This is a genomic window from Bacteroides eggerthii (assembly GCF_025146565.1).
In the GTDB taxonomy this organism is placed as follows: Bacteria; Bacteroidota; Bacteroidia; order Bacteroidales; family Bacteroidaceae; genus Bacteroides; species Bacteroides eggerthii.
Window position 1 is genome coordinate 4,027,569 of sequence record NZ_CP102258.1, and the last position, 24,129, is coordinate 4,051,697.

Annotated in this window: 22 protein-coding genes and 1 tRNA gene; 7 read left to right on the forward strand and 16 right to left on the reverse strand. The window is 46.7% G+C overall.

Translation table 11 applies throughout. The features are described from left to right. The first annotated feature begins 2 nt into the window (after nt 1-2). From NQ546_RS16770 to NQ546_RS16780, 3 genes are all read left to right on the forward strand, one after another. A complete protein-coding gene (locus tag NQ546_RS16770) occupies nt 3-1,895 on the forward strand; it encodes a glycoside hydrolase family 97 protein (RefSeq protein ID WP_004288590.1) in 1,893 nt (630 codons plus the stop codon). Between the two features lie 161 nt (nt 1,896-2,056). Continuing rightward, nucleotides 2,057-3,334, forward strand: a complete 1,278-nt coding sequence (locus NQ546_RS16775; protein ID WP_039952999.1) for an IgA Peptidase M64 — start codon at nt 2,057-2,059, stop codon at nt 3,332-3,334. A 21-nt stretch (nt 3,335-3,355) separates the two neighbouring features. Next, the gene (locus NQ546_RS16780; RefSeq protein ID WP_004288588.1) at nt 3,356-3,889 is read left to right on the forward strand and encodes a GNAT family N-acetyltransferase; all 534 of its coding nucleotides are present in this window, start codon (nt 3,356-3,358) and stop codon (nt 3,887-3,889) included. Between the two features lie 91 nt (nt 3,890-3,980). Here the strand turns inward: NQ546_RS16780 and NQ546_RS16785 are convergent, their stop codons facing one another. From NQ546_RS16785 to NQ546_RS16825, 9 genes are all read right to left on the reverse strand, one after another. Then, complete coding sequence (locus NQ546_RS16785; protein WP_004288587.1) at nt 3,981-4,445, reverse strand: ExbD/TolR family protein; 465 nt, start codon at nt 4,443-4,445, stop codon at nt 3,981-3,983. After that, on the reverse strand, nt 4,445-5,035 hold the full coding sequence (locus NQ546_RS16790) for an ExbD/TolR family protein (protein WP_004288586.1): 591 nt from the start codon (nt 5,033-5,035) through the stop codon (nt 4,445-4,447). Before NQ546_RS16790 ends, NQ546_RS16785 begins: the two co-directional genes overlap by 1 nt. 35 nt (nt 5,036-5,070) lie before the next feature. After that, a complete protein-coding gene (locus tag NQ546_RS16795) occupies nt 5,071-5,556 on the reverse strand; it encodes a hypothetical protein (protein ID WP_004288585.1) in 486 nt (161 codons plus the stop codon). Nucleotides 5,557-5,561: 5 nt separating this feature from the next. Then, complete coding sequence (locus tag NQ546_RS16800; protein ID WP_004288584.1) at nt 5,562-6,374, reverse strand: MotA/TolQ/ExbB proton channel family protein; 813 nt, start codon at nt 6,372-6,374, stop codon at nt 5,562-5,564. Between the two features lie 79 nt (nt 6,375-6,453). Continuing rightward, nucleotides 6,454-6,541: transfer RNA gene (locus tag NQ546_RS16805), tRNA-Ser, on the reverse strand. A 162-nt stretch (nt 6,542-6,703) separates the two neighbouring features. Next, complete coding sequence (locus NQ546_RS16810; RefSeq protein WP_004288582.1) at nt 6,704-7,483, reverse strand: TatD family hydrolase; 780 nt, start codon at nt 7,481-7,483, stop codon at nt 6,704-6,706. Then, nucleotides 7,480-8,187, reverse strand: coding sequence for a hypothetical protein (locus NQ546_RS16815; protein WP_004288581.1), 708 nt, complete (start codon nt 8,185-8,187; stop codon nt 7,480-7,482). Before NQ546_RS16815 ends, NQ546_RS16810 begins: the two co-directional genes overlap by 4 nt. 22 nt (nt 8,188-8,209) lie before the next feature. Next, on the reverse strand, nt 8,210-9,184 hold the full coding sequence (locus tag NQ546_RS16820; RefSeq protein ID WP_004288580.1) for a polyprenyl synthetase family protein: 975 nt from the start codon (nt 9,182-9,184) through the stop codon (nt 8,210-8,212). A gap of 77 nt (nt 9,185-9,261) precedes the next feature. After that, a complete protein-coding gene (locus NQ546_RS16825) occupies nt 9,262-9,951 on the reverse strand; it encodes an energy transducer TonB (protein WP_004288579.1) in 690 nt (229 codons plus the stop codon). A 269-nt stretch (nt 9,952-10,220) separates the two neighbouring features. On the opposite strand from NQ546_RS16825, the gene cmk reads away from it, so the two are divergent. The 3 genes from cmk to pfkA all read left to right on the forward strand — a co-directional run bounded on the left by cmk (nt 10,221) and on the right by pfkA (nt 12,838). Continuing rightward, nucleotides 10,221-10,910, forward strand: a complete 690-nt coding sequence (gene cmk, locus NQ546_RS16830) for a (d)CMP kinase (protein ID WP_004288578.1) — start codon at nt 10,221-10,223, stop codon at nt 10,908-10,910. Between the two features lie 17 nt (nt 10,911-10,927). Further along, a complete protein-coding gene (locus NQ546_RS16835) occupies nt 10,928-11,791 on the forward strand; it encodes a 4-hydroxy-3-methylbut-2-enyl diphosphate reductase (protein WP_004288577.1) in 864 nt (287 codons plus the stop codon). Nucleotides 11,792-11,857: 66 nt separating this feature from the next. Further along, nucleotides 11,858-12,838 carry a 6-phosphofructokinase gene (pfkA, locus tag NQ546_RS16840; protein ID WP_004288576.1) on the forward strand — a complete coding sequence of 327 codons (981 nt, stop codon included), beginning with the start codon at nt 11,858-11,860 and terminating at the stop codon, nt 12,836-12,838. 60 nt (nt 12,839-12,898) lie between these two features. Here the strand turns inward: pfkA and NQ546_RS16845 are convergent, their stop codons facing one another. From NQ546_RS16845 to NQ546_RS16870, 6 genes are all read right to left on the reverse strand, one after another. Next, entirely contained in the window at nt 12,899-13,738 is an 840-nt protein-coding gene (locus NQ546_RS16845) for an SDR family oxidoreductase (protein ID WP_004288575.1), read from the reverse strand. 38 nt (nt 13,739-13,776) lie between these two features. Further along, nucleotides 13,777-15,000 carry an NADH:flavin oxidoreductase gene (locus tag NQ546_RS16850; RefSeq protein WP_004288574.1) on the reverse strand — a complete coding sequence of 408 codons (1,224 nt, stop codon included), beginning with the start codon at nt 14,998-15,000 and terminating at the stop codon, nt 13,777-13,779. A gap of 62 nt (nt 15,001-15,062) precedes the next feature. After that, nucleotides 15,063-15,833, reverse strand: coding sequence for a DUF1295 domain-containing protein (locus NQ546_RS16855; protein ID WP_004288573.1), 771 nt, complete (start codon nt 15,831-15,833; stop codon nt 15,063-15,065). 241 nt (nt 15,834-16,074) lie between these two features. Beyond that, the gene (locus NQ546_RS16860; RefSeq protein WP_004288572.1) at nt 16,075-17,418 is read right to left on the reverse strand and encodes a citrate/2-methylcitrate synthase; all 1,344 of its coding nucleotides are present in this window, start codon (nt 17,416-17,418) and stop codon (nt 16,075-16,077) included. 31 nt (nt 17,419-17,449) lie between these two features. Next, a complete protein-coding gene (gene icd, locus NQ546_RS16865; RefSeq protein WP_004288571.1) occupies nt 17,450-18,607 on the reverse strand; it encodes an NADP-dependent isocitrate dehydrogenase in 1,158 nt (385 codons plus the stop codon). A gap of 3 nt (nt 18,608-18,610) precedes the next feature. Then, nucleotides 18,611-20,854, reverse strand: a complete 2,244-nt coding sequence (locus tag NQ546_RS16870) for an aconitate hydratase (RefSeq protein ID WP_004288570.1) — start codon at nt 20,852-20,854, stop codon at nt 18,611-18,613. Between the two features lie 186 nt (nt 20,855-21,040). Between NQ546_RS16870 and NQ546_RS16875 the strand changes: the two genes are divergently transcribed. Continuing rightward, nucleotides 21,041-22,942: an AAA domain-containing protein gene (locus NQ546_RS16875; protein ID WP_039952915.1), complete on the forward strand. Its 1,902-nt coding sequence runs from the start codon at nt 21,041-21,043 to the stop codon at nt 22,940-22,942. A gap of 106 nt (nt 22,943-23,048) precedes the next feature. Here the strand turns inward: NQ546_RS16875 and ilvC are convergent, their stop codons facing one another. Further along, nucleotides 23,049-24,092, reverse strand: coding sequence for a ketol-acid reductoisomerase (gene ilvC / locus NQ546_RS16880; RefSeq protein WP_004288568.1), 1,044 nt, complete (start codon nt 24,090-24,092; stop codon nt 23,049-23,051). Between the last annotated feature and the right edge of the window lie 37 nt (nt 24,093-24,129).

Sequence of the window (24,129 nt, forward strand, 5' to 3'; positions counted from 1 at the left end):
ATATGTATTTACCAAGAAATATATGGTTTGTACTAGTTGTCATCATGATCAGCTCATGCAGTACAGAAACATTGGATGTAACCTCTCCTACCGGTAAACTAGGAGTTACAGTGGAGCCTATGGAGGGAAAGGCTTATGACAAGATTACTTTTTCTGTGAACTATGACGGAAAAACTATCCTTTCCCAAACAGAACTGGGGTTGGAAACAGATGTTCAGAAGTTTTATGGAAATTTGAAGCTGAAATCTGTTTCTAAGGCAAAACGAATCGTCGATGATTACAAGATGATAACGGGAAAACGCAGTCATTGTATCAATGAAGCCTTTGAAAGGACCTATTCTTTTGAAAACCAAGAAGGAAACGCTTTGGATATTACATTCAGAGTATATGACAATGGGGTCGTTTTCAGATATGAAATTAATACTATTGCAGACAAAGAATATGTCGTTGATGAATATACGGCATATAATATTCCGCAAGGAGCCAAAAGATGGATGCAGCAATACGACCCCGGATACGAAAAGTTTTTTCCGGTATCAACAGATGGAAAACTCCCCGGCCGTCCCAAAGTTAACTCTTGGGGATATCCCGGACTCGTAGAGTTGCAGGATTCTGTATTTATGCTGATAACAGAAGCAAATATCAGACGTGGACATTGCGGTTCTCTTTTATTCAACGGTGATAACAATGACAGATACCAAGTGAAACTTGCCGATAAAAAACAGGTCGCTGAAAAAACATGGGTTTCTCCTTGGAGAGTACTCATTATAGGAGGTTTGTCCGATATTGTGGAGTCAACACTGGTAACTGACGTCTCTGACCCTTCTAAAGTAGAATATACAGAATGGATAAATCCCGGCATGGTGTCCTGGATATACTGGGCATATAACCATGGCTCTAAGGATTATCAAAAAGTCAAAGAGTATATTGATTTGGCAGCTGAAATGCATTGGCCTTACAACTTGATTGATTGGGAATGGGATGAAATGAGCAATGGAGGCAATCTTCAAGATGCTGTGAAGTATACTTTAAACAAGGGTATTAAGCCTTTGCTATGGTATAACTCAAGTACAAACTGGATTGGTCCCGGCCCCTTGTTCCGTTTGAATAAAAAGCAAGACCGGGAAAAAGAATATGCATGGTTGAGCGAAATGGGAATTGCCGGTATTAAAGTGGACTTCTTCTCGGGTGACAGTGTTTCTACCATGAATTACTATATAGATTTGCTCGAAGATGCCATAAAATATAAACTAATGCTTAATTTTCATGGGGCTACTATTCCGCGAGGGTGGCAACGTACATATCCCCACATGATGTCGGTTGAGGGGGTATATGGCGCCGAATGGTATAATAACGCTCCAATATTAACCAATCGGGCTGCCGAGCATAACGCGACTTTGCCTTTTACAAGAAATGTTGTAGGGCCGATGGATTATACTCCGGGAACTTTTTCCAATTCTCAACATCCTCATATTACTTCATATGCCCATGAACTGGCATTGCCGGTCATTTTTGAATCAGCGCTGCAGCATATGCCGGACAGACCCTCTGTTTATTATGGCTTACCGGAACCGGTGAAGAGACTTTTGTCAGAACTGCCTGTTGCATGGGATGATACAAAATTATTAGCCGGTTATCCGGGAGAAGAAGTAATCCTGGCACGTCGTAAAGGCGACGTATGGTATATTGGAGGCATCAATGGCACTAATGAAACAAAAACACTTCATATATCATTAGATAAAATAGCTGTTAGCGATAAGAAAATCTCTATATTCAAAGATGGTATAGATGACAAGCATTTTGCCATTGAAGAAAATATCCCTTTGGCAAATGTTAAATCAGACCTGACAATAGAGTGTTTGCCACGTGGTGGTTTTGTAGCCGTCATAAAATAATCTAAATCTCACAGTAGGCATTTATAATTCGGCATTACCGCATATTAATAGGAATGAGAGATACGGGATTCAAAATAGAGTTTCGTGTCTCTCATTTATATTAAGATATGGATAGTGCCGAAATAATCGTATATTTGTGAAGTAATTAAACTATAATGAATATGAAAAAATATATTTTACTTTTACTCTGTCTAACAGCAGTCTCTCCCATATATGCACAGGTATTTGCCGAATATTTTGCAGACAAAACGCTTCGTGCCGATTACATATTCAGCGGCAATGCATCCCAACAAGACATTTGTCTGGACGGCCTGTCCTCTCTCCCCACATGGGCGGGAAGAAAACATCATCTGGCGGAACTTCCATTACAAGGCAACGGACAGATTGTCATGCGCGATGCAGCCAGTGGAAAGACTATTTATACAACTTCCTTTTCCTCGCTCTTTCAGGAATGGCTGGAAACAGATGAAGCCAAAAGTGTAACAAAGGGATTTGAAAATACATTCCTTCTTCCGTATCCCCTCCAACCGGCCGAAATAGAAATAATTCTACTCGATTCGCGCCGCAACATTCGTGTCTCCATGAGGCATACCATACACCCTGACGATGTGTTGATAGCACAAAAAGGGAACTCACACATTACTCCGCATAAATACCTGCTACAAAATGGAGATGCCGACAAATGCATTGATGTAGCTATCCTCGCAGAAGGATACACCCCTCAGGAAATGCAGACATTCTATAAAGATGCCGGTATTGCCTGTGAGAGCCTTTTTGCACACGAGCCTTTCAAGTCCATGAAGAAACGTTTCAATATTGTTGCTGTCGCCAGCCCTTCCACAGACAGTGGAGTCAGCGTGCCAAGACTGAACGAATGGAAGCACACTGCTTTCAGCTCACATTTCAGTACATTCTACTCCGACCGTTATTTGACCACATCACGCGTAAGAGCAGTACATGATGCCTTAGCGGGAATCCCTTATGAGCACATTATCATATTAGCCAATACGGAAGAGTACGGTGGTGGAGGTATTTATAATTCCTACACCCTGACCACTGCTCATCACGCCATGTTTCGTCCGGTAGTAGTACATGAATTCGGACATAGCTTTGGCGGACTTGCCGATGAATATTTCTATGACAACGATATTATGACAGACACTTATCCATTGGATATAGAGCCATGGGAACAGAACATCAGTACACAAGTGGACTTTGCGTCGAAATGGAAAGACATGCTTCCCTCAAACATTCCTATTCCCACTCCGATAAGTGTAAGTGAAAAATACCCGACAGGTGTGTATGAAGGAGGAGGCTACTCTGCAAAGGGTATTTTCCGCCCGGCAGATAACTGCCGCATGCGCACCAACGAATATCCGGAATTCTGTCCTGTGTGCCAACGTGCTCTCCGCCGAATCATAAATTTTTATACTGAATAATAAACATCAAAAGACTGACTTATGATTAAATTTCAACGTATCACAACTAAGGATGCAACCTTGTACAATTACATGGAACAACTGATGACCGCCTCTTTTCCTTCGGAAGAATATCGCCCATTGGAAGAATTGCGTAATTATACAGATACTAAAACCCATTTTTACTGCAACATCATTCTTCATCACGACACTCCGGTCGGATTTATCACGTACTGGGATTTCGGACATTTTTATTACGTAGAGCATTTCGCTATTGACCCTTCCCTACGCAATGGAGGTCATGGCAAGAATGTCTTAAACCATTTATGCCAGCAGCTCAACAAGCCCATTATTCTAGAAGTAGAAATGCCCGAGGAGGAAATGGCAATACGACGAATCAATTTCTATAAACGGCATGGTTTTACCTTATGGGAAAAGCCATATATGCAACCACCTTATAAAGTGGGAGATAATTATCTTCCTATGCTATTAATGGCTCATGGCAACTTGGAATGTGAGAAAGACTTTGAGCAGGTAAAAAAATGTATTTACCGGGAAGTATACAAAGCAGAATAAATAAAGATATTCATTTATCCCCAATTCCTATAAAAAATAAAGGCTGCTTGTTTTTACAAGCAGCCTTTATTCATATAGTCTGAACTAACTTTTACTGACGCGGTTGCGCAGAATAGTTAATTTTCAATGCATAAGCCTTACGAAGAGCCTCTTTGATATCTGTTACGATACCCATTTTCGTATCTTGGTCAACTTTCAAAGACACTGTCATCTGCGGCTGGTCTTCTTCTTTCATACTGGCACGTTCACCAATAATGTAATCTTGAATTGCAGCAACTTCAGCATAACTGTCATTTAATTGGATACGGCTTTCATTACCTAATTTCTTACGGAATTCAGCAGTAGGTTTTCCTACATAGATAAACGTAACCAAAGACTTCTTTTCAAGTTTTTCCAACTCTGTTGCTTGCGGAACCTTAAACTCAACCTTTAATGTTACCTCACGCATAGTTGTTACAATCATAAAGAAGAACAACAAGGTGAAGATAAGGTCAGGCAGAGAAGAAGTGTTCAACGCCGGCATTTCACGTTTGCCAGTTTTATTAAATTTTCCCATTACTTCTTTTCTCCGTACTTTTTAGGTTCTGCCTCAGAGATCTTCTGAGGATAAATATCACGAATTGCTTTTTGTTGGTCCTCGTTCAAATCAGCATAATTTTTCTGCCATTTTTCCTGAGCCAGTTCATCACGCAACTCATTATAAGCTGCAACCAACTCATTCTGTACAGCAATATATGCCTTATAAGAAGAACCACGGTCACAACGCAAAGAAACTACATGCTTTTCCGTAATCATCATGTTACCAAAGAACGGAATATCTTTTGAGTATTTTTCCGGTTTGGAATCATCGTTATACGGGTTGGCAATAAATTCTTTTGCTTTTGCACGTAATTGATCAGTTGTGATATAATCGTTTCCGCACATCAACTGGTCGTTCATATTCAGGAAGACTTGCAATACGTTGCGCTCTTTCAACTTAATATCGTCATTGTTCTGTTCCTGCTCCGGTGGAGGTGGCAAACGTCTTGCCAAACCACGGTCAGTATCCATAGACGTTGTAATCAAGAAGAAGATCAACAACAGGAAGGCAATATCCGCCGTAGAACTTGAGTTAATATCAGGAACTTTTCTTTTTCCTTTTGCCATTGTAATTACTCTTTAAATTGAGTTATCTCAATTGATTATGATAATTTCTTCTTAATACTACTAAAGATGATTGCAAGCACTGTTGCAGCAAACAAGATGTAGATAGAATAAAGGAACATATCAGTGATCTTCAACCAGAAAGGCACATTGTCCGTACCGTCATAACCCGGGATAACGAGAGGTTCATCACTACCCATAGCCCATGCTATAACAACAACGGCAACCAATATAATTACACCGATCAAAGATTTCAATGCATTTCCAGGATTATCTTTCAAGGCAGTTCCAAATTGGAACAGGAAAGCAGCCACTGTAGCAACGACAGCTATACCAAACAAACCATACATCAAATAGATCAAGGCATCAGTTTGGGCAGGTTGCCACATTTCAGAGTCAACGCTCATAAGTACTGCATCGCCTTGAGCGTCTCCACCGAAGTAGAACAAGCCCAATACTACCAAGATGGCAGCAAACATTACGTACAGTACGTAGTATGATACTTTATATGATAACTTAGCCATTTTACTTATTTTTTGTATTTCAAGTCATATTTGATAACCATATCCAACAGAGAGATAGAAGAATCTTCCATTTCGCTGGTCAAAGCTTCAATCTTAGACAAGATATAGTTATAGAATACCTGCAGGATCAAAGCAACGATCAAACCGAAGATAGTTGTAATCAAGGCAACTTTCATACCACCTGCTACAACTGTCGGAGAGATATCACCTACTTGTTGGATTTTATCAAATGCCTGCACCATACCGATTACAGTACCCAAGAATCCTAATGACGGAGCCATTGCGATAAACAGTGTGATCCAAGAGCAACCTTTTTCCAGGTAACCGGCCTGTACACCACCGTAAGAAACAACTGACTTTTCAACAACGTCAATGCCTTGATCAATTCTCATCAAACCTTGATAGTAGATAGAAGCGATAGGACCTCTTGTGTTGCGTGCGATGTCTTTAGCAGCTTCAACGTCGCCTTTTTCCAAAGCAGCTTCAATAGCAGCCATAAACTTCTTAGTGTTGATTTCAGCCAAGCTCAAGTAAATGATACGTTCAATACAGAAAGCAAGACCGATAACCAATGCGATAGCAACCAAACTCATGAAAGATGCAGTACCTTCAATAAACTTAGTTTTGATTTCTTTGTGAATACCGCCTTCTTCAGCTTCAACAGCAGGAGCAGCAACTTCGTCAGCAGGAGCTGCTTGTGCTGCAGGAGCAGCTTGTTCTGTTTGTTCAGCAGCAGGAGCATCTTGAGCCTGAGCAAGTTGAGTTGAGCCAAATGTTAAGACTCCCATCACAGCAACAATTGCAAATAACTTTTTCATTGTGTGTCTAATTTTTAAGATTAATTAATTAAATTACTTATTATATTTATTTATTGTTTTTCGCTATCTCAAATCCCTGCGGAGAGACGGGGATTCGAACCCCGGATACCCTTTAGGGGTATACACGCTTTCCAGGCGTGCCTCTTCAACCACTCGAGCATCTCTCCAATATACGCCTTTTTCGAAATCGGGTGCAAATTACAAAAAAAATGCGAACCACAAGCGTTTTCAGCTACAAATGTATTCTTTTTTTTGTTCTTCCACAGCATTATCAAAGTTTTATCCGCAATAAAATCTCAAAATTAATAAACTTTAAAATCTTCGGAACCTTATTTGAGTATTCCAAACACTTTTAAGGCATTTTCAGAAGTGATGCAGCCCACTTCCTCAGGCGGCTTTCCATATATTTCGGCTACTTTTAACAGGGTGTCCTTAACATTCGCACTCTCGTTTCTCTTCCCCCGATTCGGCACAGGAGTAAGGTAGGGGGAATCGGTTTCAAGGACTATCCGCGCTAAAGGTATGCTTGACAAAACTTCCGGTAAATTCGACTTTTTAAATGTCACCACGCCATTGATACCAATAGAAAAATCAGGAAACTCCAATATGCGGAGCGCTTCTTCCAATGTACCTGTAAAACTATGAAAAATGCCTTTCAAAGGAGATGTTTTGTAAGGTTTCAGTACATTATATATATAATCAAATGCTTCACGACAGTGGATAACTATGGGCAGTTCGTATTCCAACGCCCATTGTATCTGTTGCTCAAAAACAAATTGCTGTTCTTTCAGGAAAGTTTTGTCCCAATAGAGATCCATGCCGATTTCACCGATTGCCACATAATCATTCGGCATTGCCAAATGTTCGGACACAATGGCCAGCTCTTTCTTATAATCGGCATTTACAGAAGTAGGATGCAGCCCCATCATCGGAAAGCAATATCCTTTGTACTCCGAACAAACACGAAGCATGGGCTCTATGGTCGTACTATCGATGTTGGGCATGAAGATATGAGTTACTCCCGCTGCTTGAGCGCGGGCCATCACTTGTTGCAAATCAGATTGGAATTCATCCAGAAAAAGGTGGGAATGTGAATCGACTAACCTCATTTCGTTATTTCTTCTTTTTCTCCGGTACGATAATAATAAATCAGGCCATAAGCACGACACAAATCCAAGCGTTTTTCATTGGGTGTGATTCCTGCATATTTCTGTTCCACCTGATTCCAGATATTTAAGATCAAAGCATCAGCCTCGGCACGCATGGAAGCAAGCGTTTCCAGGCTACGGGCTGTCAAGGCCTGCAAATTCTTTTGCTTCTCATAACTCTCCATAAAAATATCATAATGTACCCTGACCTTGGCAATGGTAGGATTATAAATAGGGATTCCACCTTGAGAAATACGTCTGTTCTCACCTTCAACGATCTTACGTCCCCACTCTGCGAGAGCTGTTTCGGTGGACAAATCAGGTACATTATTACTCTTCATGTCCAAGCCATAATACTCTTTATGCGCAGTGCGGATTTCCGAACGGATTACAGCCAAATTCAAGACTTGAATAAAATGCGATATATAAAGGCGTGCTATCTTTACATTCGACTGGTGCTTACGCCCGGCTTTCGACTGGCGTTCGAAGCATTCGGCATAATACGCTTGGGCAGCCTCAAATTTCATCAGGAAATTTCTGGCATCCGTAAGAGTTTTTAAAGACACTGCCAAATCATATACATTATATATATCGCCTTTCACAACTACGGCTTTCAGCGCCCGTATTCTTGCTTGGTCTGTATTTGGTAATCTCCTATAAGGCATTGGGTAATCGGATTAATATTGGTTACACTTCCCGGTACATCAGTTCTTTTATAAGTTTTTCCAGCTCTTTTTTCTTCTCATCCGACACACTGACAGCAGCCAGACTACCCATAGCCTTGTCACTATATTCTACCATTTTATTCTCACAAAGACCTTTAACCCCTATCTGATTATACAAATCGGTTACGGCTGCAATCTTCTCAACCGGATTAAAGTCAGCAATGGTGATCCAATGCTCCAATTGACTCAGTTGCTCCTTATCCGCATGGTCTAAAGCCTTGATCAGCATATAAGTCTTCTTATTGCACAAGATGTCCCCACCTATATTCTTTCCAAAGACAGCGGCGTCACCATATACATCCAGCAAATCATCTTTCAATTGAAAGGCTACTCCCATGTTCACACCAAAGTCATACAAACGCTCCGCATCTTCTGCAGAAGCGCCCCCTAATAGTGCTCCTATTTTCAAGCTCGCAGCCAACAGAACAGATGTCTTCAGACGAATCATTTCCAAATATTCCTCCTCTTTCACATCATTTCGCCGTTCAAACTCCATATCCATCTGTTGACCTTCACAAATCTCAAGCGCCGTTAGGCTGAACAAGTCCATTACCTCTTTCAGATGCCCCACCGGACATTGCGCCATAAACTGATAAGCCAGCACCAGCATCGCATCACCCGAAAGGATGGCGGCATTGTCATTCCAGACTTTATGTACAGTGTCTTTTCCACGACGTTTGTCTGCACGATCCATCAGGTCATCATGCAGCAATGTATAATTATGATATACTTCGATACCCGTTGCCGGTGAAAAGACAGACTCAACATCCTCCTTGTAGAGGTTGTAAGCCATAAGCATCAATACGGGACGGATTCTTTTTCCACCCATTGACAAGACATAGGTGACAGGATCGTATAAACCTTTGGGAGTACGGACAAACTGCAGGTCTGCAATATGAGAATTTATTTTTTCGAGAAGCTCGGAAGCTGTAAACATAAGTATTTCAATTTAAGAATAGCAGAGAATGAAAAGAGGCTGCTTTTAGGCAGCCTCCTCACGTTATAAATATTTTATTACTGCAATCGGAACATTACAGGCACCGTATATTTTACACGCACTGCCTTACCACGTTGCATACCCGGTTTCCATTTCGGCATGGAACTGATCACGCGGATAGCTTCTTTATCCAAATACGGGTCCACACCTCTAAGAACTTTAGCATCTACGATACTACCGTCTCTGTTAACAACGAACTGTACAGTTACACGACCTTGGGTACCGTTTTCCTGAGCGATAGTAGGATATTTGATGTTCTTGCTCAGATACTGCATCAAGCCGGCCATACCGCCATTCGGGAATTCCGGCATTTGTTCTACTACCTCAAAAATAGTCTGTTCTTCCGGTTCTTCTTCCTCAACGGCTACTGGAACATATTTAATTTCTACAGCTTGATTTGTTTCCTCAGATGTAGCAATAGTAGTTTCTTCCACATCGGCATCATCTTCCACGATTGTCAAGGTTTCTGCAATCGGAGGAGCGGCAGGAGGAGGTGGTGGAGCCGCCTGCTCAGGTTGTTCCGTAATAGGAATTATTTCCTCTTCAAATACAAGGTCGGTAATGGCTTGGCTCGTATCAATCTTGATATCACGTTTTGTCCACTCAAATGCGATGAACATAAACGCGAGCACAATCACGTAACCGACGAGCAGCCAAGTTGACTTTTTGTTCTCCAAGTCTGCCTTAGGTGTCTTTTTAATTTCCATAATTTATACTATAATTATTAGTGTTTCCCATCTGTGGCAAATATAGTACTTTTCCCACTATTGTTTTTGCTTAGCTGTGTTTTTTCACACAATAAGCAGTGCATTTTCATTTTTTTAATTCTTCAAAAGCCTTCCTCTGCTTTTGTGCCACAAATGTAACGAGATATTTTAAAAATACCGTATCTTTGGCAGGAATTTTAATTGAAATATTCATTTTTTTCTATCGAAAAGAATATTTCCATATAAATTATAGTATAAAATCATTTCATATGAAAAAGATTACAATCGCAATCGACGGTTTTTCTTCATGCGGGAAAAGTACAATGGCCAAGGATCTGGCCCGCGAAATAGGTTATATCTACATTGACAGCGGAGCCATGTACCGCGCCGTCACTTTATATAGTATGGAAAACGGTCTGTTCACCGGCAATGACATTGATACGGAGAAGCTGAAAGAGCAGATTAAAGACATTCATATTTCTTTTCAACTGAATCCGGATACAGGACGTCCCGACACATTTCTGAATGGTGTCAACGTGGAAAAAAAGATTCGTACAATGGAGGTATCTTCCCGCGTCAGTCCCATTGCCGCACTCGACTTTGTACGCGAAGCAATGGTAGCCCAACAGCAGGAAATGGGAAAATCCAAAGGCATTGTAATGGACGGCCGCGACATCGGCACTACCGTCTTTCCGGATGCCGAACTGAAAATCTTCGTAACGGCCTCTCCCGAAATCCGCGCACAGCGCAGATATGACGAGTTGAAAGCCAAAGGGGAGGAAGCCGGTTTCGACGAGATTTTAGAGAATGTGAAACAACGGGATTATATAGACCAAAACAGAGAGGTAAGCCCTCTCCGCAAAGCCGACGACGCATTGCTGCTGGACAATAGCCACATGACGATCTCACAACAAAAGGAATGGCTGGCAGCACAGTTTGAAAAGGTTTGTAAAGCATAATCCAAAAAATCTGCGATATGGCAAAAGTGGAAATAGATGAAGGATCCGGTTTCTGCTTCGGAGTAGTGACCGCAATCAATAAAGCTGAAGAAGAACTGACCAAAGGCGGAACCTTATACTGTTTGGGCGACATTGTACACAACAGTCGTGAAGTGGAGCGGCTGAAAGCCATGGGCCTCATCACCATCAACCATGAGGAGTTCAACCGTTTGCATGACGTCAAAGTTTTGTTACGGGCACATGGCGAACCGCCTGAGACCTATACAATCGCCCGGCGCAACAACATAGAGATCATCGACGCCACCTGTCCGGTGGTGCTACGCCTGCAAAAGAAAATCAAGCAGGAGTACATTCAGGAGGATGATGAAGAGAAGCAGATCGTCATATATGGCAAAAACGGGCATGCCGAGGTGCTGGGCTTAGTGGGACAGACCACAGGGCAGGCAATCGTCATTGAAAAGCTGGAAGAAGCCGGAATGCTGGATTTCAGCAAGAGCATACGCCTCTATTCGCAAACCACCAAATCACTCGACGAATTTCAGAAGATAGTGGAATATATAAAAGAGCATATATCCCCGGATGTCACTTTCGAGTATTACGATACCATATGCCGGCAAGTAGCCAACCGCATCCCCAACATCAAGAAATTCGCCGCCTCGCACGACCTGGTATTTTTTGTCAGCGGCAAGAAAAGCTCCAACGGAAAAATCCTGTTCAGCGAATGTAAAAAAGTAAATCCGAACTCGCACCTGATTGACAGTGCGGAAGAAATAGATAACGAACTGCTCCTCGGTGCAGAGTCCATTGGCATATGCGGAGCCACCTCCACGCCCAAATGGTTAATGGAAGAAATATCCGAGGCAATAAAATCACGAATTTAAAAAGCTTTTGTTATCTTTGCCAGCAAATTTTTAAGGTAATTATTAACACTAAATAAGGAGATTGTTATGGGAACAATTAAGTGTATCGGTATCTTAACATCGGGCGGTGACGCTCCGGGAATGAACGCAGCTATTCGCGCAGTGACACGCGCGGCTATTTACAACGGACTTCAAGTGAAAGGCATATATAGAGGTTACAAAGGTTTGGTAACCGGCGAGATTAAAGAATTCAAAAGCCAGAATGTGAGCAACATCATCCAACTGGGCGGTACTATTCTGAAAACAGCCCGTTGCAAAGAGTTCACCACTCCCGAAGGCCGTCAGGTTGCGTATGACAACATGAAAAAAGAAGGCATTGACGCTTTGGTGGTTATCGGCGGCGACGGTTCTCTGACAGGTGCGCGCATTTTCGCGCAAGAATTCGACGTTCCCTGTATCGGTCTGCCGGGAACTATCGACAACGACCTTTACGGAACAGACACGACAATCGGCTATGACACCGCCTTGAATACGATTTTGGATGCCGTAGACAAGATTCGCGACACAGCGACTTCCCACGAGCGCCTTTTCTTCGTTGAGGTAATGGGACGCGATGCAGGTTTCCTTGCTCTGAACGGCGCTATCGCCTCCGGAGCCGAGGCGGCCATTATTCCGGAGTTCAGTACGGAAGTGGACCAACTGGAAGAATTCATCAAGAACGGTTTCCGCAAATCAAAGAACAGCAGTATCGTGCTTGTAGCCGAAAGCGAATTAACCGGCGGTGCGATGCACTATGCCGAACGCGTGAAAAACGAGTATCCCCAGTATGACGTGCGTGTAACGATCCTCGGCCATTTGCAACGTGGCGGCAGCCCGACGGCGCACGACCGTATCCTTGCCAGCCGTTTAGGCGCCGCAGCAATCGACGCCATTATGGAAGGCCAGCGCAATGTCATGATCGGCATAGAGCATGATGAAGTGGTTTATGTACCTTTCACGAAAGCCATCAAGAATGACAAGCCTATCAAGAAAGATCTGGTAAACGTATTAAGAGAGCTTTCCATCTGACAAAAGTCAGCAAAGCATAAAGACAAAAAAGAGCGGGTGCTAAGACCCGCTCTTTTTTTGTCACAACCATTTCTCCACAATCTTTTCCGTCCTGTTCCACAGCTCCTGCATCTGCACATGACCGGTATATTTCCCTGAAAGCCGCTTGGGATGGCAGTTCACATTCAACGTACCCGTACGCTTTCCGGCATCCTCATCCAGCAGTAGGTGAATGGCCGTAGCCGCTCCCTGCTTCGGCGTACGGATGAAAGGACGGAAGAAAATGTCCGTCAGCGGGTCGAACCACATGTGCATTGTTATGATATTGGTGGAAACCACTCCCGGATCAGCAGCATTCACCACAATGCCCTTTTCCCTGATGCGGGCAGCCAGATTAATCGTAAACAAGGTCAGAGCCAATTTCGTATTGCTATAAATAGGAATACGCCAGAAGCCCCCTCTCCTGCCGCGGAGGAAGAAGTCCGGAAAATCGAGATGTCCGATAGCATAAGTACAAGACACCATATTCACGATACGGCTTCCTTCTCCCATCAGAGGAAGAAGTTTGCGCGTCAGCAAATAAGGGGCCACATAGTTGACGCTTACCGTACGCTCCAAGCCATCCTCTGTGATGCGGCGCTCCGTCTCCATTGTCCCCGCATTGTTCATCAGCAGACCGACGGCATCGCCGCGTTTCAAAAGAATTTCGGCAAACGCCGCCACAGATGCAAGTGAGGACAAGTCGACGCCCAACACCTCAATATGCGGATTGCCGGTATCACGCACCAGCATATCCTTTACCTTTTCCGCCTTTTCAGGGCGGTAACAAGCCATAACAATCCTATATCCGGCCTTAGCCGCAGCACGCGTTATCTCCGTTCCCATGCCACCGTCGGCGCCGGTTATGACAGCAAGTTTCACGATTATCAATTATTAATTACCGGTTATAAAAATTCCAATCACCCTTTGGCTTCAATTTTCTCTATTTCCTTTTTCAGACAAGCGGGAAGCTCCTCGCCCAGATGCCGGTGACAAGCCATTTCAATGGAGTACATCCGGGCTATGCAATAATTGCTGTGCTTACAATTGCAGCGGGCATCCTCCTCTTCGCGCATCCGGTTTACGAAACCCGGTTCGTTGAGCAATGCACGTGCCATCTGTACGGCATCGAAGCCCTCGTTCAGCACCTCGTCTATTTTGGAACGCGAAACCAGTCCGCCTACATATATCAACGGCATTTTCAGCTCTGCACGAAACTTCAAGGCATCCTCCAGGAAATAAGCCTCTTTGAAAGGAACCGCCGGTATCATCCATTTGCCCACCATACGCACTCCATACTTCAGCCACCAGCACGTCATGTAGTGCGTCATGCTGCGAATCGGCATTTCCCCGCGCATCACATACATGGGCGCTTTACTCACAAAACCGCCACTCAGCACCAGTCCATGCACACCCGACTGTTCGAGACGCCTCGCCACCTGCATCGTTTCATCCATCTCCATGCCTCCCCGGAAACCGTCGCGCATGTTCATCTTCACAAGTACAGCCATATCGTTGCCGGCAGCCTTCATCACTTCCTCCAACACCATATCCATAAAACGCATACGGTTCTGCAAAGACCCGCCGAATTCATCCTTACGATGATTGGTGGCAGGCGACAGAAACTGGCTTATGAGATAACCATGTCCCGCATGGATTTCCACAGCGTCGAACCCCGCCTCACGCGCTAAATTCACCGAACGCCCGTAGGCACGCGCCAGTTCCGGCAGTTCATCGGCACGCAGCCCGCGCACAAAGGTGGGCGAATAGAGGTTAAAGCTGCCACTTGCACCGACGGGCGTACACCCGCAAATGCTCTTGTGGGACATGTTTCCGCAGTGTCCCAACTGAATTCCGGCAGCAGCGCCTTCTGCATGCACCGCATCGGTCAGCCTACGAAGCCCCGGAATTATTTCGGGACGCATCCACAACTGACGGTCGAAAGAAAGGCCGCTCCGGGTAACGGCGGCATAGGCCACAGTGGTCATCCCGATACCTCCTGCCGCAACCGAACGGTGATAATTGAGCAACATATCCGAAGGAGCGTTGCCCGGACACATACTCTCGAAAGCAGCCGAACGGATGGTACGGTTGCGCAAAGTCAACGGTCCGAAAGTGACCGGTGTGAATAATTTTGATTCCATGTGACGACTTTATGAATTGTGAATTATGAATCGTGAATTGTGAATTATGAAGTTTCGGTTATTCAATAGATATAAGGTATGATGCGTTTGCGTTTTCCCACAGCCTCATCCCCGAATTCTGCCCGGTAATGGCGGTAAATGGCGTCGGAACGGGGAACGAGATTGGCAAAAGTCCACCAGACAAACACCCATGCAGCGGGTGAAGCGGTGAGTATGGCAAAGCCTGTCCACTCCACCAATTCACCGAAATAGTTGGCCGAAGTGACATAGCGGTAGAGACCTTTTGCCGGAAGATAATGCCTCGTGTCGCCCGGCTTGCGCAGATGGCGTATCACGTGATCGGAATGAAGATTTATGAACATGCCTGCAAAGAACAGCAGCACTCCCAGCAAGGCGTGAGGTTTCAGCAAATAGGCCCAACCACCGGCATACAGCCCTTCAGGAGCAAAATAGAACAAACCGCCTGCCTGCATCATTCCGTTCAGGACGTTGAACACAATGCCCATAGCCATAATGGCTACCGGCATCCGGCTCTTCCCTTTCAGCAGAAAAGGAAAGACAAACGACCTCTGAAAGTAATGCAACTGAAACAACAGGAAGAAAAGATACACCGGCACAGAAAAGCCAACCCCGCTCCTGCCCCACAGCCAAAACATGACAATGAAAACCGGCGCTTCCATCAGCACCCATGCCAACTTGTTGTTAATGGAATATCCCCATGATGCCGTACGGAACATTCCATATCCGGCTTTGATGAAATAAAGGGCGATGAATACAAAAAGTGCAGTGGCACACATCGCTCCCAAAAACAGATGAAACCCCTCCTCGCTCATATCCTTTCATTTAGATGTGGCAAATATAAAGAAAACTTGCGACTTCCAAATCGTTTTCTTGCGAGAATTATAAAAAAGGAGCAGAAATGCTTACCGTCGGAAGTGCCAATATTTATTCTTTCCTCCACGAAGAAAGTTTTGTTCCCTCATGGAGAAAGTTTCTTTCCACCATGGTGGAAAGAAAGATACCCCATATAGGAAAGAATAAGGTGATCCGACGCTTGTGTTTCTCAGGTAAATCCTACCGCTTCCTGATAGGGATATACGCCACTTCCTCCAGCACATTCTTATATGCAGGCCGGATGATGCGTTTCCCCTCGAAGTTCAGTTCCTCATTGCGGTGTGCGCACCAGCCCACGATACGCGCCATGGCAAACAGCGGAGTGAAGATTTCCTGCGGCAAACCAATCATTTCGTATACAAAGCCGGAATAGAAGTCTACATTGCTCGAAACGGTTTTCCCATTGTTCTTCACGCGGCCAAAGACCTCAATGGCACGTTCCTCCAGCAGTTCAAGGAAGGCAAACTCCCGTTCCTTGCCTTTTTCACGCGCAAGGTCGCGGGCGAGCTCCTTCAACAGCAGGGCGCGGGGGTCGGAGATGGTGTAGACGGCATGGCCGATGCCATATATCAGTCCCGTCTTGTTGTACACTTCTTTGTTCAGCATACGGGTAAAATAGGTGTCTATCTCGTCCACACTGGTCCAGTCGCTGATGTTCTCCTGCAAGTGGTGGAACATGTCGGTGACCTGGATATTGGCTCCGCCATGAAGCGGGCCTTTCAGCGAGCCGATGCCCGCAGCTATGGAAGAGTAAGTATCCGTACCGGTGGAGGAAGTGACACGTACCGTAAACGTAGAGTTGTTACCGCCGCCATGTTCCGCCTGCAACACCAGCAGCAGGTCGAGGGTGCGGGCATCCAGTTCCGTATAGTCCTTCTTCAGCATATAGAGGAAATTCTCTGCAAGCGAAAGATTCTCCTGCGGATGACGGATATGCAATGAACGGCCATGAGTGGCATGGCGAAGCATATTAAAGGCATAGGCTATGATAGTGGGGAATTTCGAAATCAGCTCGATGCTTTGGCGCATCAGGTTATCGCGCGAGGTGTCGTCCGCATCCGGATCGAAACGGTACATCTCCAGTACGCTGCGTGCCAGGATATTCATAATGTTGTTTCCTTCAAGCTCGATGATATTCATCTTCGTCTTCTGTTCCAACGGCATATTATCATTGATCAGCTCGCGAAAGGAAGCCAGCTCTTCCTTGTCGGGCAGACGACCGGAAAGCAGCAGATAGGCCACTTCCTCAAAGCCGAAGCGTTTTTCCTTGAGAATGGCATGCGCCAAGTCCTCAAGGTCGTAACCGCGATAGAACAGTTTCCCCGGAATAGGTTTCAGTCCGCCCCCCGGAATACGCTCGTAGCCCACCACATTGCCTATCTTGGTCAGTCCCACCAGCACTCCCGTTCCGTCCTCGTTGCGCAAGCCGCGCTTTACATCAAACTTCTTGAACAGTTCATTCTCGATCCGGGTCGCTTCTTTCAAATCTTCGGACAGTTTATAAATCAGATACTCCTTCTTCATGATATGTATGTTTTTGTTAAGTAAATGGTATTTATCTCCCGCAGCGTTCTATTCTTTCCACAATTTCCTGTGTAAAAGCAGATGTGGACAACGAGACGCCACCCGGCATGAAACGGGCCAGGTCGGCAGTGGCACGCCCTTCCGCAAAGCTGCTCTCCAGAGCGTCCTCTATCAGCGAAGCCGCCTCTTTCCAGCCCAAATGCCCAAGCATCATCACAGCCGAAAGAATGATGGAACAGGGATTCACAATATCCTTTCCCGCAATGTCGGGAGCCGTACCATGGGTCGCCTCAAAAATGGCATGTCCTGTCGCGTAATTGATATTGGCTCCGGGAGCGATGCCGATGCCGCCCACCATGGCAGCCAGTTGGTCGGAAACGTAATCGCCGTTCAGGTTCAGAGTGGCAATGACCGAATAGTTTTCGGGAACAAGCAGCGTGTTCTGCAAGAAAGCGTCAGCGATGCAGTCCTTAACGACAAGACGTCCGTCCGCTATCTCCCTGCCGAACTCGCGCTCCGCCAATTCATATCCCCATTTCTTGAAACCGCCTTCGGTGAACTTCATGATGTTCCCCTTGTGTACCAGCGTAACGGAGGGAAGGTGGTTTTGGAGCGCATAGAGGCATGCCGCACGTACCAGCCGTTCCGTCCCTTCTTTGGAGACAGGCTTCACGCCAAAGGAAGAGGTTTCGGGAAAACGCACCTTAGCCACCCCCATCTCCTCATGCAGGAAACGGTAGAACTTTTCCGCCTCCGGCGTTCCGGCTTCCCATTCGATGCCGGCATAGATGTCCTCGGTATTTTCGCGAAACACACACATGTTTACCTTCTGCGGCTCTTTCACCGGAGAGACTACGCCTTTATACCAGCGCACAGGGCGCAGGCACACATACAAGTCGAGCGCTTGACGCAACGCCACGTTCAACGAACGGATGCCGCCGCCCACCGGCGTAGTCAGCGGTCCCTTAATGCCTATCTTATGCTTCCGGAACGCCTCCATTGTCCCTTCCGGCAGCCAAGAGCCGGTTTCATGAAACGCCCGTTCGCCCGCCAGAACCTCTTTCCACTCTATGCTCCGGCTGCCCCCATAGGCTTTTTTCAGGGCTGCGTCCACAACGGTCCGCATGGACGGGGTCACCTCTGCCCCAACTCCGTCACCCGTAATAAAAGGTACAGTAATTTTTTCCATATTCTATCGTGCATTTAATGCAGAGCCGGCACGAAACCAGCCTATCTGCTGTTCATTATAAGTATGTTGTACTTCGAAGCTCTCCTTGCTGCCGTCCTCATGGTGAAGCACCACCTCCAGGTTGCGTCCCGGAGCAAAGTTCCTCAAACCGACAACGGAAAGCAAGTCGTGTTCCTGCACCTTGTCATAGTCCGCCTTGTCGGCAAAGGTCAGCGCCAGCATGCCCTGTTTCTTCAGGTTCGTCTCGTGAATACGCGCGAAGCTTTTTGCCAGTATGACACGCACATTCAGGAAACGCGGTTCCATAGCAGCGTGTTCCCTGCTGGAGCCTTCGCCGTAATTCTCTTCGGCTACGACAATGGAAGGAATACCCTCGGACTTATACAGCTTCGCCGTACCGGAAACCGTTTCGTACGTATTTGTAGAACGGTTCCACACCTTGTTCGTCTCACCGTTGAAAGCATTGACGGCCCCCATCAGCATATTATCCGAGATATTCTCCAGATGCCCCCGGAAACGAAGCCATGGACCCGCCATTGAGATGTGGTCGGTGGTGCATTTGCCCTGCGTCTTAATCAGCAAAGGCATATTGAGCAAATCCTCCCCATTCCAAGCAGGAAACGGGGTGAGCAGTTGCAAGCGTTGCGACCGGGGATCCACCACAATGTCCGCCTTTACACCGGAAGGCGCGGTATATCCCTCGCTGCCTGCCATAAATCCCTTCGGCGGCAACTCCTCCCCCACCGGTTCGGAGAGCTTCACCTTTTTGCCGTCGGCACTAATCAGCGTGTCCTTCAGCGGATTGAAACATAAATCTCCGGCAATGGTCAGCGCCATGGTCAGTTCGGGAGAAGCCACAAACGCATACGTATTCGGATTGCCGTCCGCGCGCTTGGCAAAGTTACGGTTGAAGGAAGTCACGATGGAATTCTTGCGGACGGGATCGTCCGTCACACGCTTCCATTGCCCGATACAAGGGCCGCAGGCATTTGCCATGATCGTAGCTCCTACCTCTTCAAAGACGCCGATCATGCCGTCGCGTTCCGCTGTGGCGCGTATGCGCTCCGAACCCGGATTGACAATCAAGGGAGCAGCCATATGCAGGTTTTTCTCCGTAACCTGACGCGCCAAAGAGACGGCGCGGCTCAAATCCTGATAGGACGAATTGGTGCAGGAGCCGATGAGCCCCACTTCCATTTTACGGGGATAACCGTTCTTCAAAACCTTCTCGGAAAACTCGGAAATGGGCGTAGCCGCATCCGGCGTAAACGGTCCGTTGATGTAAGGCTCCAATGCAGAAAGGTCTATGTCAATAATACGGTCATAGTACTTCTGCGGATTGGCCATCACCTCGTCATCTGCACGAAGCTCTGCGGCAACGGCAGTAGCCATGTCCGCCACTTCTTCGCGTCCGGTGGCTTTCAGATAGGTTGCCATGCGTTCGTCGTAAGGGAAAAGCGAGGTGGTGGCTCCTACCTCCGCGCCCATGTTGCAAATCGTGGCTTTTCCGGTGGCCGAAAGCGAAGCAGTGCCCGGACCGAAGTATTCGATGACAGCATTTGTCCCGCCCTTCACAGTCAGGATTCCCGCCAGCTTCAAAATAACGTCCTTGGGGGCTGCCCACCCACTCAGCGCTCCGGTGAGACGCACACCGATCAGGCGGGGCATCTTCAGTTCCCACTCCATGCCGGTCATCACATCCACCGCATCGGCACCGCCAACGCCGATAGCCACCATGCCCAAACCACCGGCGTTCGGAGTATGGGAGTCGGTGCCTATCATCATGCCGCCCGGAAAAGCGTAGTTTTCCAATACGACCTGATGAATGATGCCTGCTCCGGGCTGCCAAAAGCCGATGCCGTAACGGGAAGAGACATCCCGGAGAAAACGATAGACTTCCTCGTTGGTTTTGGTAGCGGTGGCAATGTCTTCTTTGGCTCCTTTATATGCCTGAATCAGATGGTCGCAATGTACGGTTGAAGGAACAGCCGCTTCATTGCGTCCCGAATTCATAAACTGCAATAATGCCATCTGTGCAGTTGCGTCCTGCATGGCAACACGATCGGGACGGAAATTTACGTAGTCCTCGCCGCGTTTGTAGTTTTTCACGTTTCTCTCATCATACAAATGAGCATACAAAATTTTTTCTGCTAAAGTCAGCGGACGTTGCAACACAGTCCGGATGCGCCCTATCTTCCCCTCATAAAGCGAATAAAACGCTTTAAGCATTGTCAAATCATAAACCATAACCACTCTTATTTTTTAGTTTTTCAATATTGTAAAGATTACAAATTAATATAATAAACAAAATAGAACAAGGAAAAGTTTAACAAAAGAAAGCATTTCTTCCCCCAACGGCGGGGATTTATTACCTTTGCAAAAGAATAATCTCCACAGAGGAGACAGGTCTCACAGAGCTTTACAATGATAAGAATGAACGAAAAGAGCGACATACAATCTCCTATTATACATATTCAACGGCAGCAACTCCTGTTACGCATGGAGTACGAATACGAGAAAGAAGAGTTCAAGCGGCAAACAGAAAATATGGGTGTCGCCCGGAAAGTCAAACGGGGACTCTGCTGGTATCCTGCCTCACCGGGGCGAAGTTACTATAACTCCCTGAACCAATTAGTAATAGAGGTTACGCATACCGAAAACACCGATATAGAACATAATTTCGAATTCGGACGTCCTGTCTGCTTTTTCCGCCAATCGGCCGACGGAAAGATCACTTATTTTAATTTTACGGCCACCGTCAGTTATGCGGACGATGTGCGTATGGTAGTGGTTATGCCCGGCGCAGGAGCTGTTATGGATATACAGTCTGCCGACAACCTCGGCGTTCAGCTCTACTTCGACGAAACCTCCTACCGCACGATGTTCGAGACGCTGGAAGATGTTCTTCGTGCCAAAGGCAACCGGCTCGCCGAACTGCGGGACACACTGCTGGGTACGATGAAAGTCGGGTTCCGCGAACTCTATCCGGTGCGCTTCCCCTGGTTGAACTCTACCCAAGAGACAGCCGTCAACAAGGTGCTATGCGCCCGCGACGTAGCCATCGTGCATGGACCTCCGGGAACGGGCAAAACCACTACGCTCGTAGAGGCTATCTACGAAACATTGCACCGCGAACCCCAAGTGCTGGTCTGCGCACAAAGCAATATGGCAGTGGATTGGATTTCTGAAAAGCTGGTGGACAGAGGCGTGAATGTTTTACGAATCGGCAATCCCACACGCGTCAATGACAAGATGCTCTCTTTCACTTACGAACGCCGCTTCGAGAATCATCCGCTTTATCCCGAATTATGGAGCATCCGTAAGGAACTGAGGCAACTGGGTGGCAGAGCCCGCCGCGGCAGTTATGATGAACGCGAGGGAATACGCAGCCGCATGAGCCGCTTGCGCGACCGCGCCACAGCGCTGGAAGTACAGATCAACACCGAACTGTTTGACAGCGCCCACGTCATTGCCTCCACGCTGGTGAGCAGCAATCACCGTCTTTTAAACGGCCGCCGCTTCGGCACACTGTTCATCGACGAAGCCGCCCAAGCCCTGGAAGCCGCCTGCTGGATAGCCATCCGCAAGGCAGACCGGGTGGTGCTGGCAGGGGACCATTGCCAGTTGCCGCCCACCATTAAATGTTATGAAGCCGCACGTGGCGGACTGGAACGTACGTTGATGGAGAAAGTCGCCGCCAACAAGCCGTCTGCCGTATCCCTACTGAAAGTGCAGTACCGTATGCACGAGGACATTATGCGCTTCTCCTCGAATTGGTTTTATGACGGGGAACTGGAGGCGGCTCCCGAAATACGCCACCGGGGAATATTGGACTGGGACACTCCCGTCACATGGATCGACACTTCCGACATGGACTTCAAGGAAGAGTTTGTCGGGGAAACATTCGGACGCATCAACAAGGAGGAGGCCCATTTACTGCTGAAAGAACTGGAAGCATACATCCTGCGGATAGGCGGAAGCCGTATTCTTGAGGAACGTATCGACTTCGGGCTGATCTCGCCCTACAAGGCGCAAGTGCAATACCTGCGGGGAAAGATAAAAGGCAGCGCCACCCTGCGTCCTTACCGCAGCCTGATAACGGTCAACACCGTCGACGGATTTCAGGGACAGGAGCGTGACGTGATTTTCATCAGTCTGGTACGTGCCAATGAAGAAGGCCAAATAGGATTTCTGAATGATTTGCGCAGGATGAACGTGGCAATAACAAGGGCACGCATGAAACTCGTCATATTGGGAGAAGCAGCTACTCTGGGACACCATGCTTTCTACAAGCAACTGCTCGAATACGTGAAGAAGGTGAACGGCAGGCAATGAAAAAGAGATTGCCCCAAATTTGAATTAACCGACCACCCTGTATTATCCAGAGCAATCTTCAAACCTGAGACAACCTCTTCTATTATTCAGAAGTCCGCACCGGAGATCAGTTGTTTTCCGGACGGAGCTTGCGAACCGTTACGGCAGTCTGCCACATCTCGCTCTCACGCAACGCTTTCAGCTCTGCATTCAGTTTCTCACGATAGTCGGGCTTAGAGTTGCTGTCGATAGAAATCTGGGCTTCGTTACCCGACTTAACGCTCTGATACAACTTCTGCACCACCGGCTTGATAGCATCGTGGAACGGTCCCATCCAGTCGAGAGCACCGCGTTGGGCAGTAGTAGAGCAGTTGGCATACATCCAGTCCATACCGTTCTTTGCAAACAACGGCATCAATGACTGCGTCAGTTCCTCAACTGTTTCGTTGAACGCTTCCGACGGAGTGTGGCCGTTTTCACGCAGAACCTCGTACTGAGCCAACAACAATCCCTGGATAGCTCCCATCAAAGAACCGCGTTCACCGGTCAGGTCGGAAGTAGCTTCACGAATGAAAGTAGTCTCGAACAAATAACCCGAACCGATACCGATGCCCAGTGCAAGGGTTCTGTCCAAAGCCTTTCCGGTAGCATCCTGATAGATAGCATAAGAAGAGTTCAAGCCGCGGCCTTCGAGGAACATTGTACGGAGTGATGTACCCGATCCCTTAGGAGCAACCATGATAACGTCAATATCCTTGGGAGGAACCACACCCGTACGGTCACTCCATGTGATAGCGAAACCATGAGAGAAGTAAAGTGCCTTTCCGGCCGTCAGGTACGGTTTCATCGTGGGCCATACAGACATAACGGCCGCATCGGACAACAGGCACATGATGACAGTACCCTTTTGGCAAGCATCCTCAATGCTGAACAGAGTTTCACCCGGAACCCATCCGTCTGCCACTGCCTTCTCGTAAGTCTTACCCTGACGCTGGCCTACGATTACGTTGAAACCATTGTCGCGCAGGTTGCAAGCCTGACCGGGACCTTGTACACCATAACCGATAACTGCGATTGTTTCATCCTTTAAAATCTCACGTGCTTTTTCCAAAGGAAATTCTTCGCGGGTCATTACATTCTCAATAACACCGCCAAAATTCAATTGTGCCATTTTTTGTTTTAATTTTTATTTGTGGCTTATGCCAACT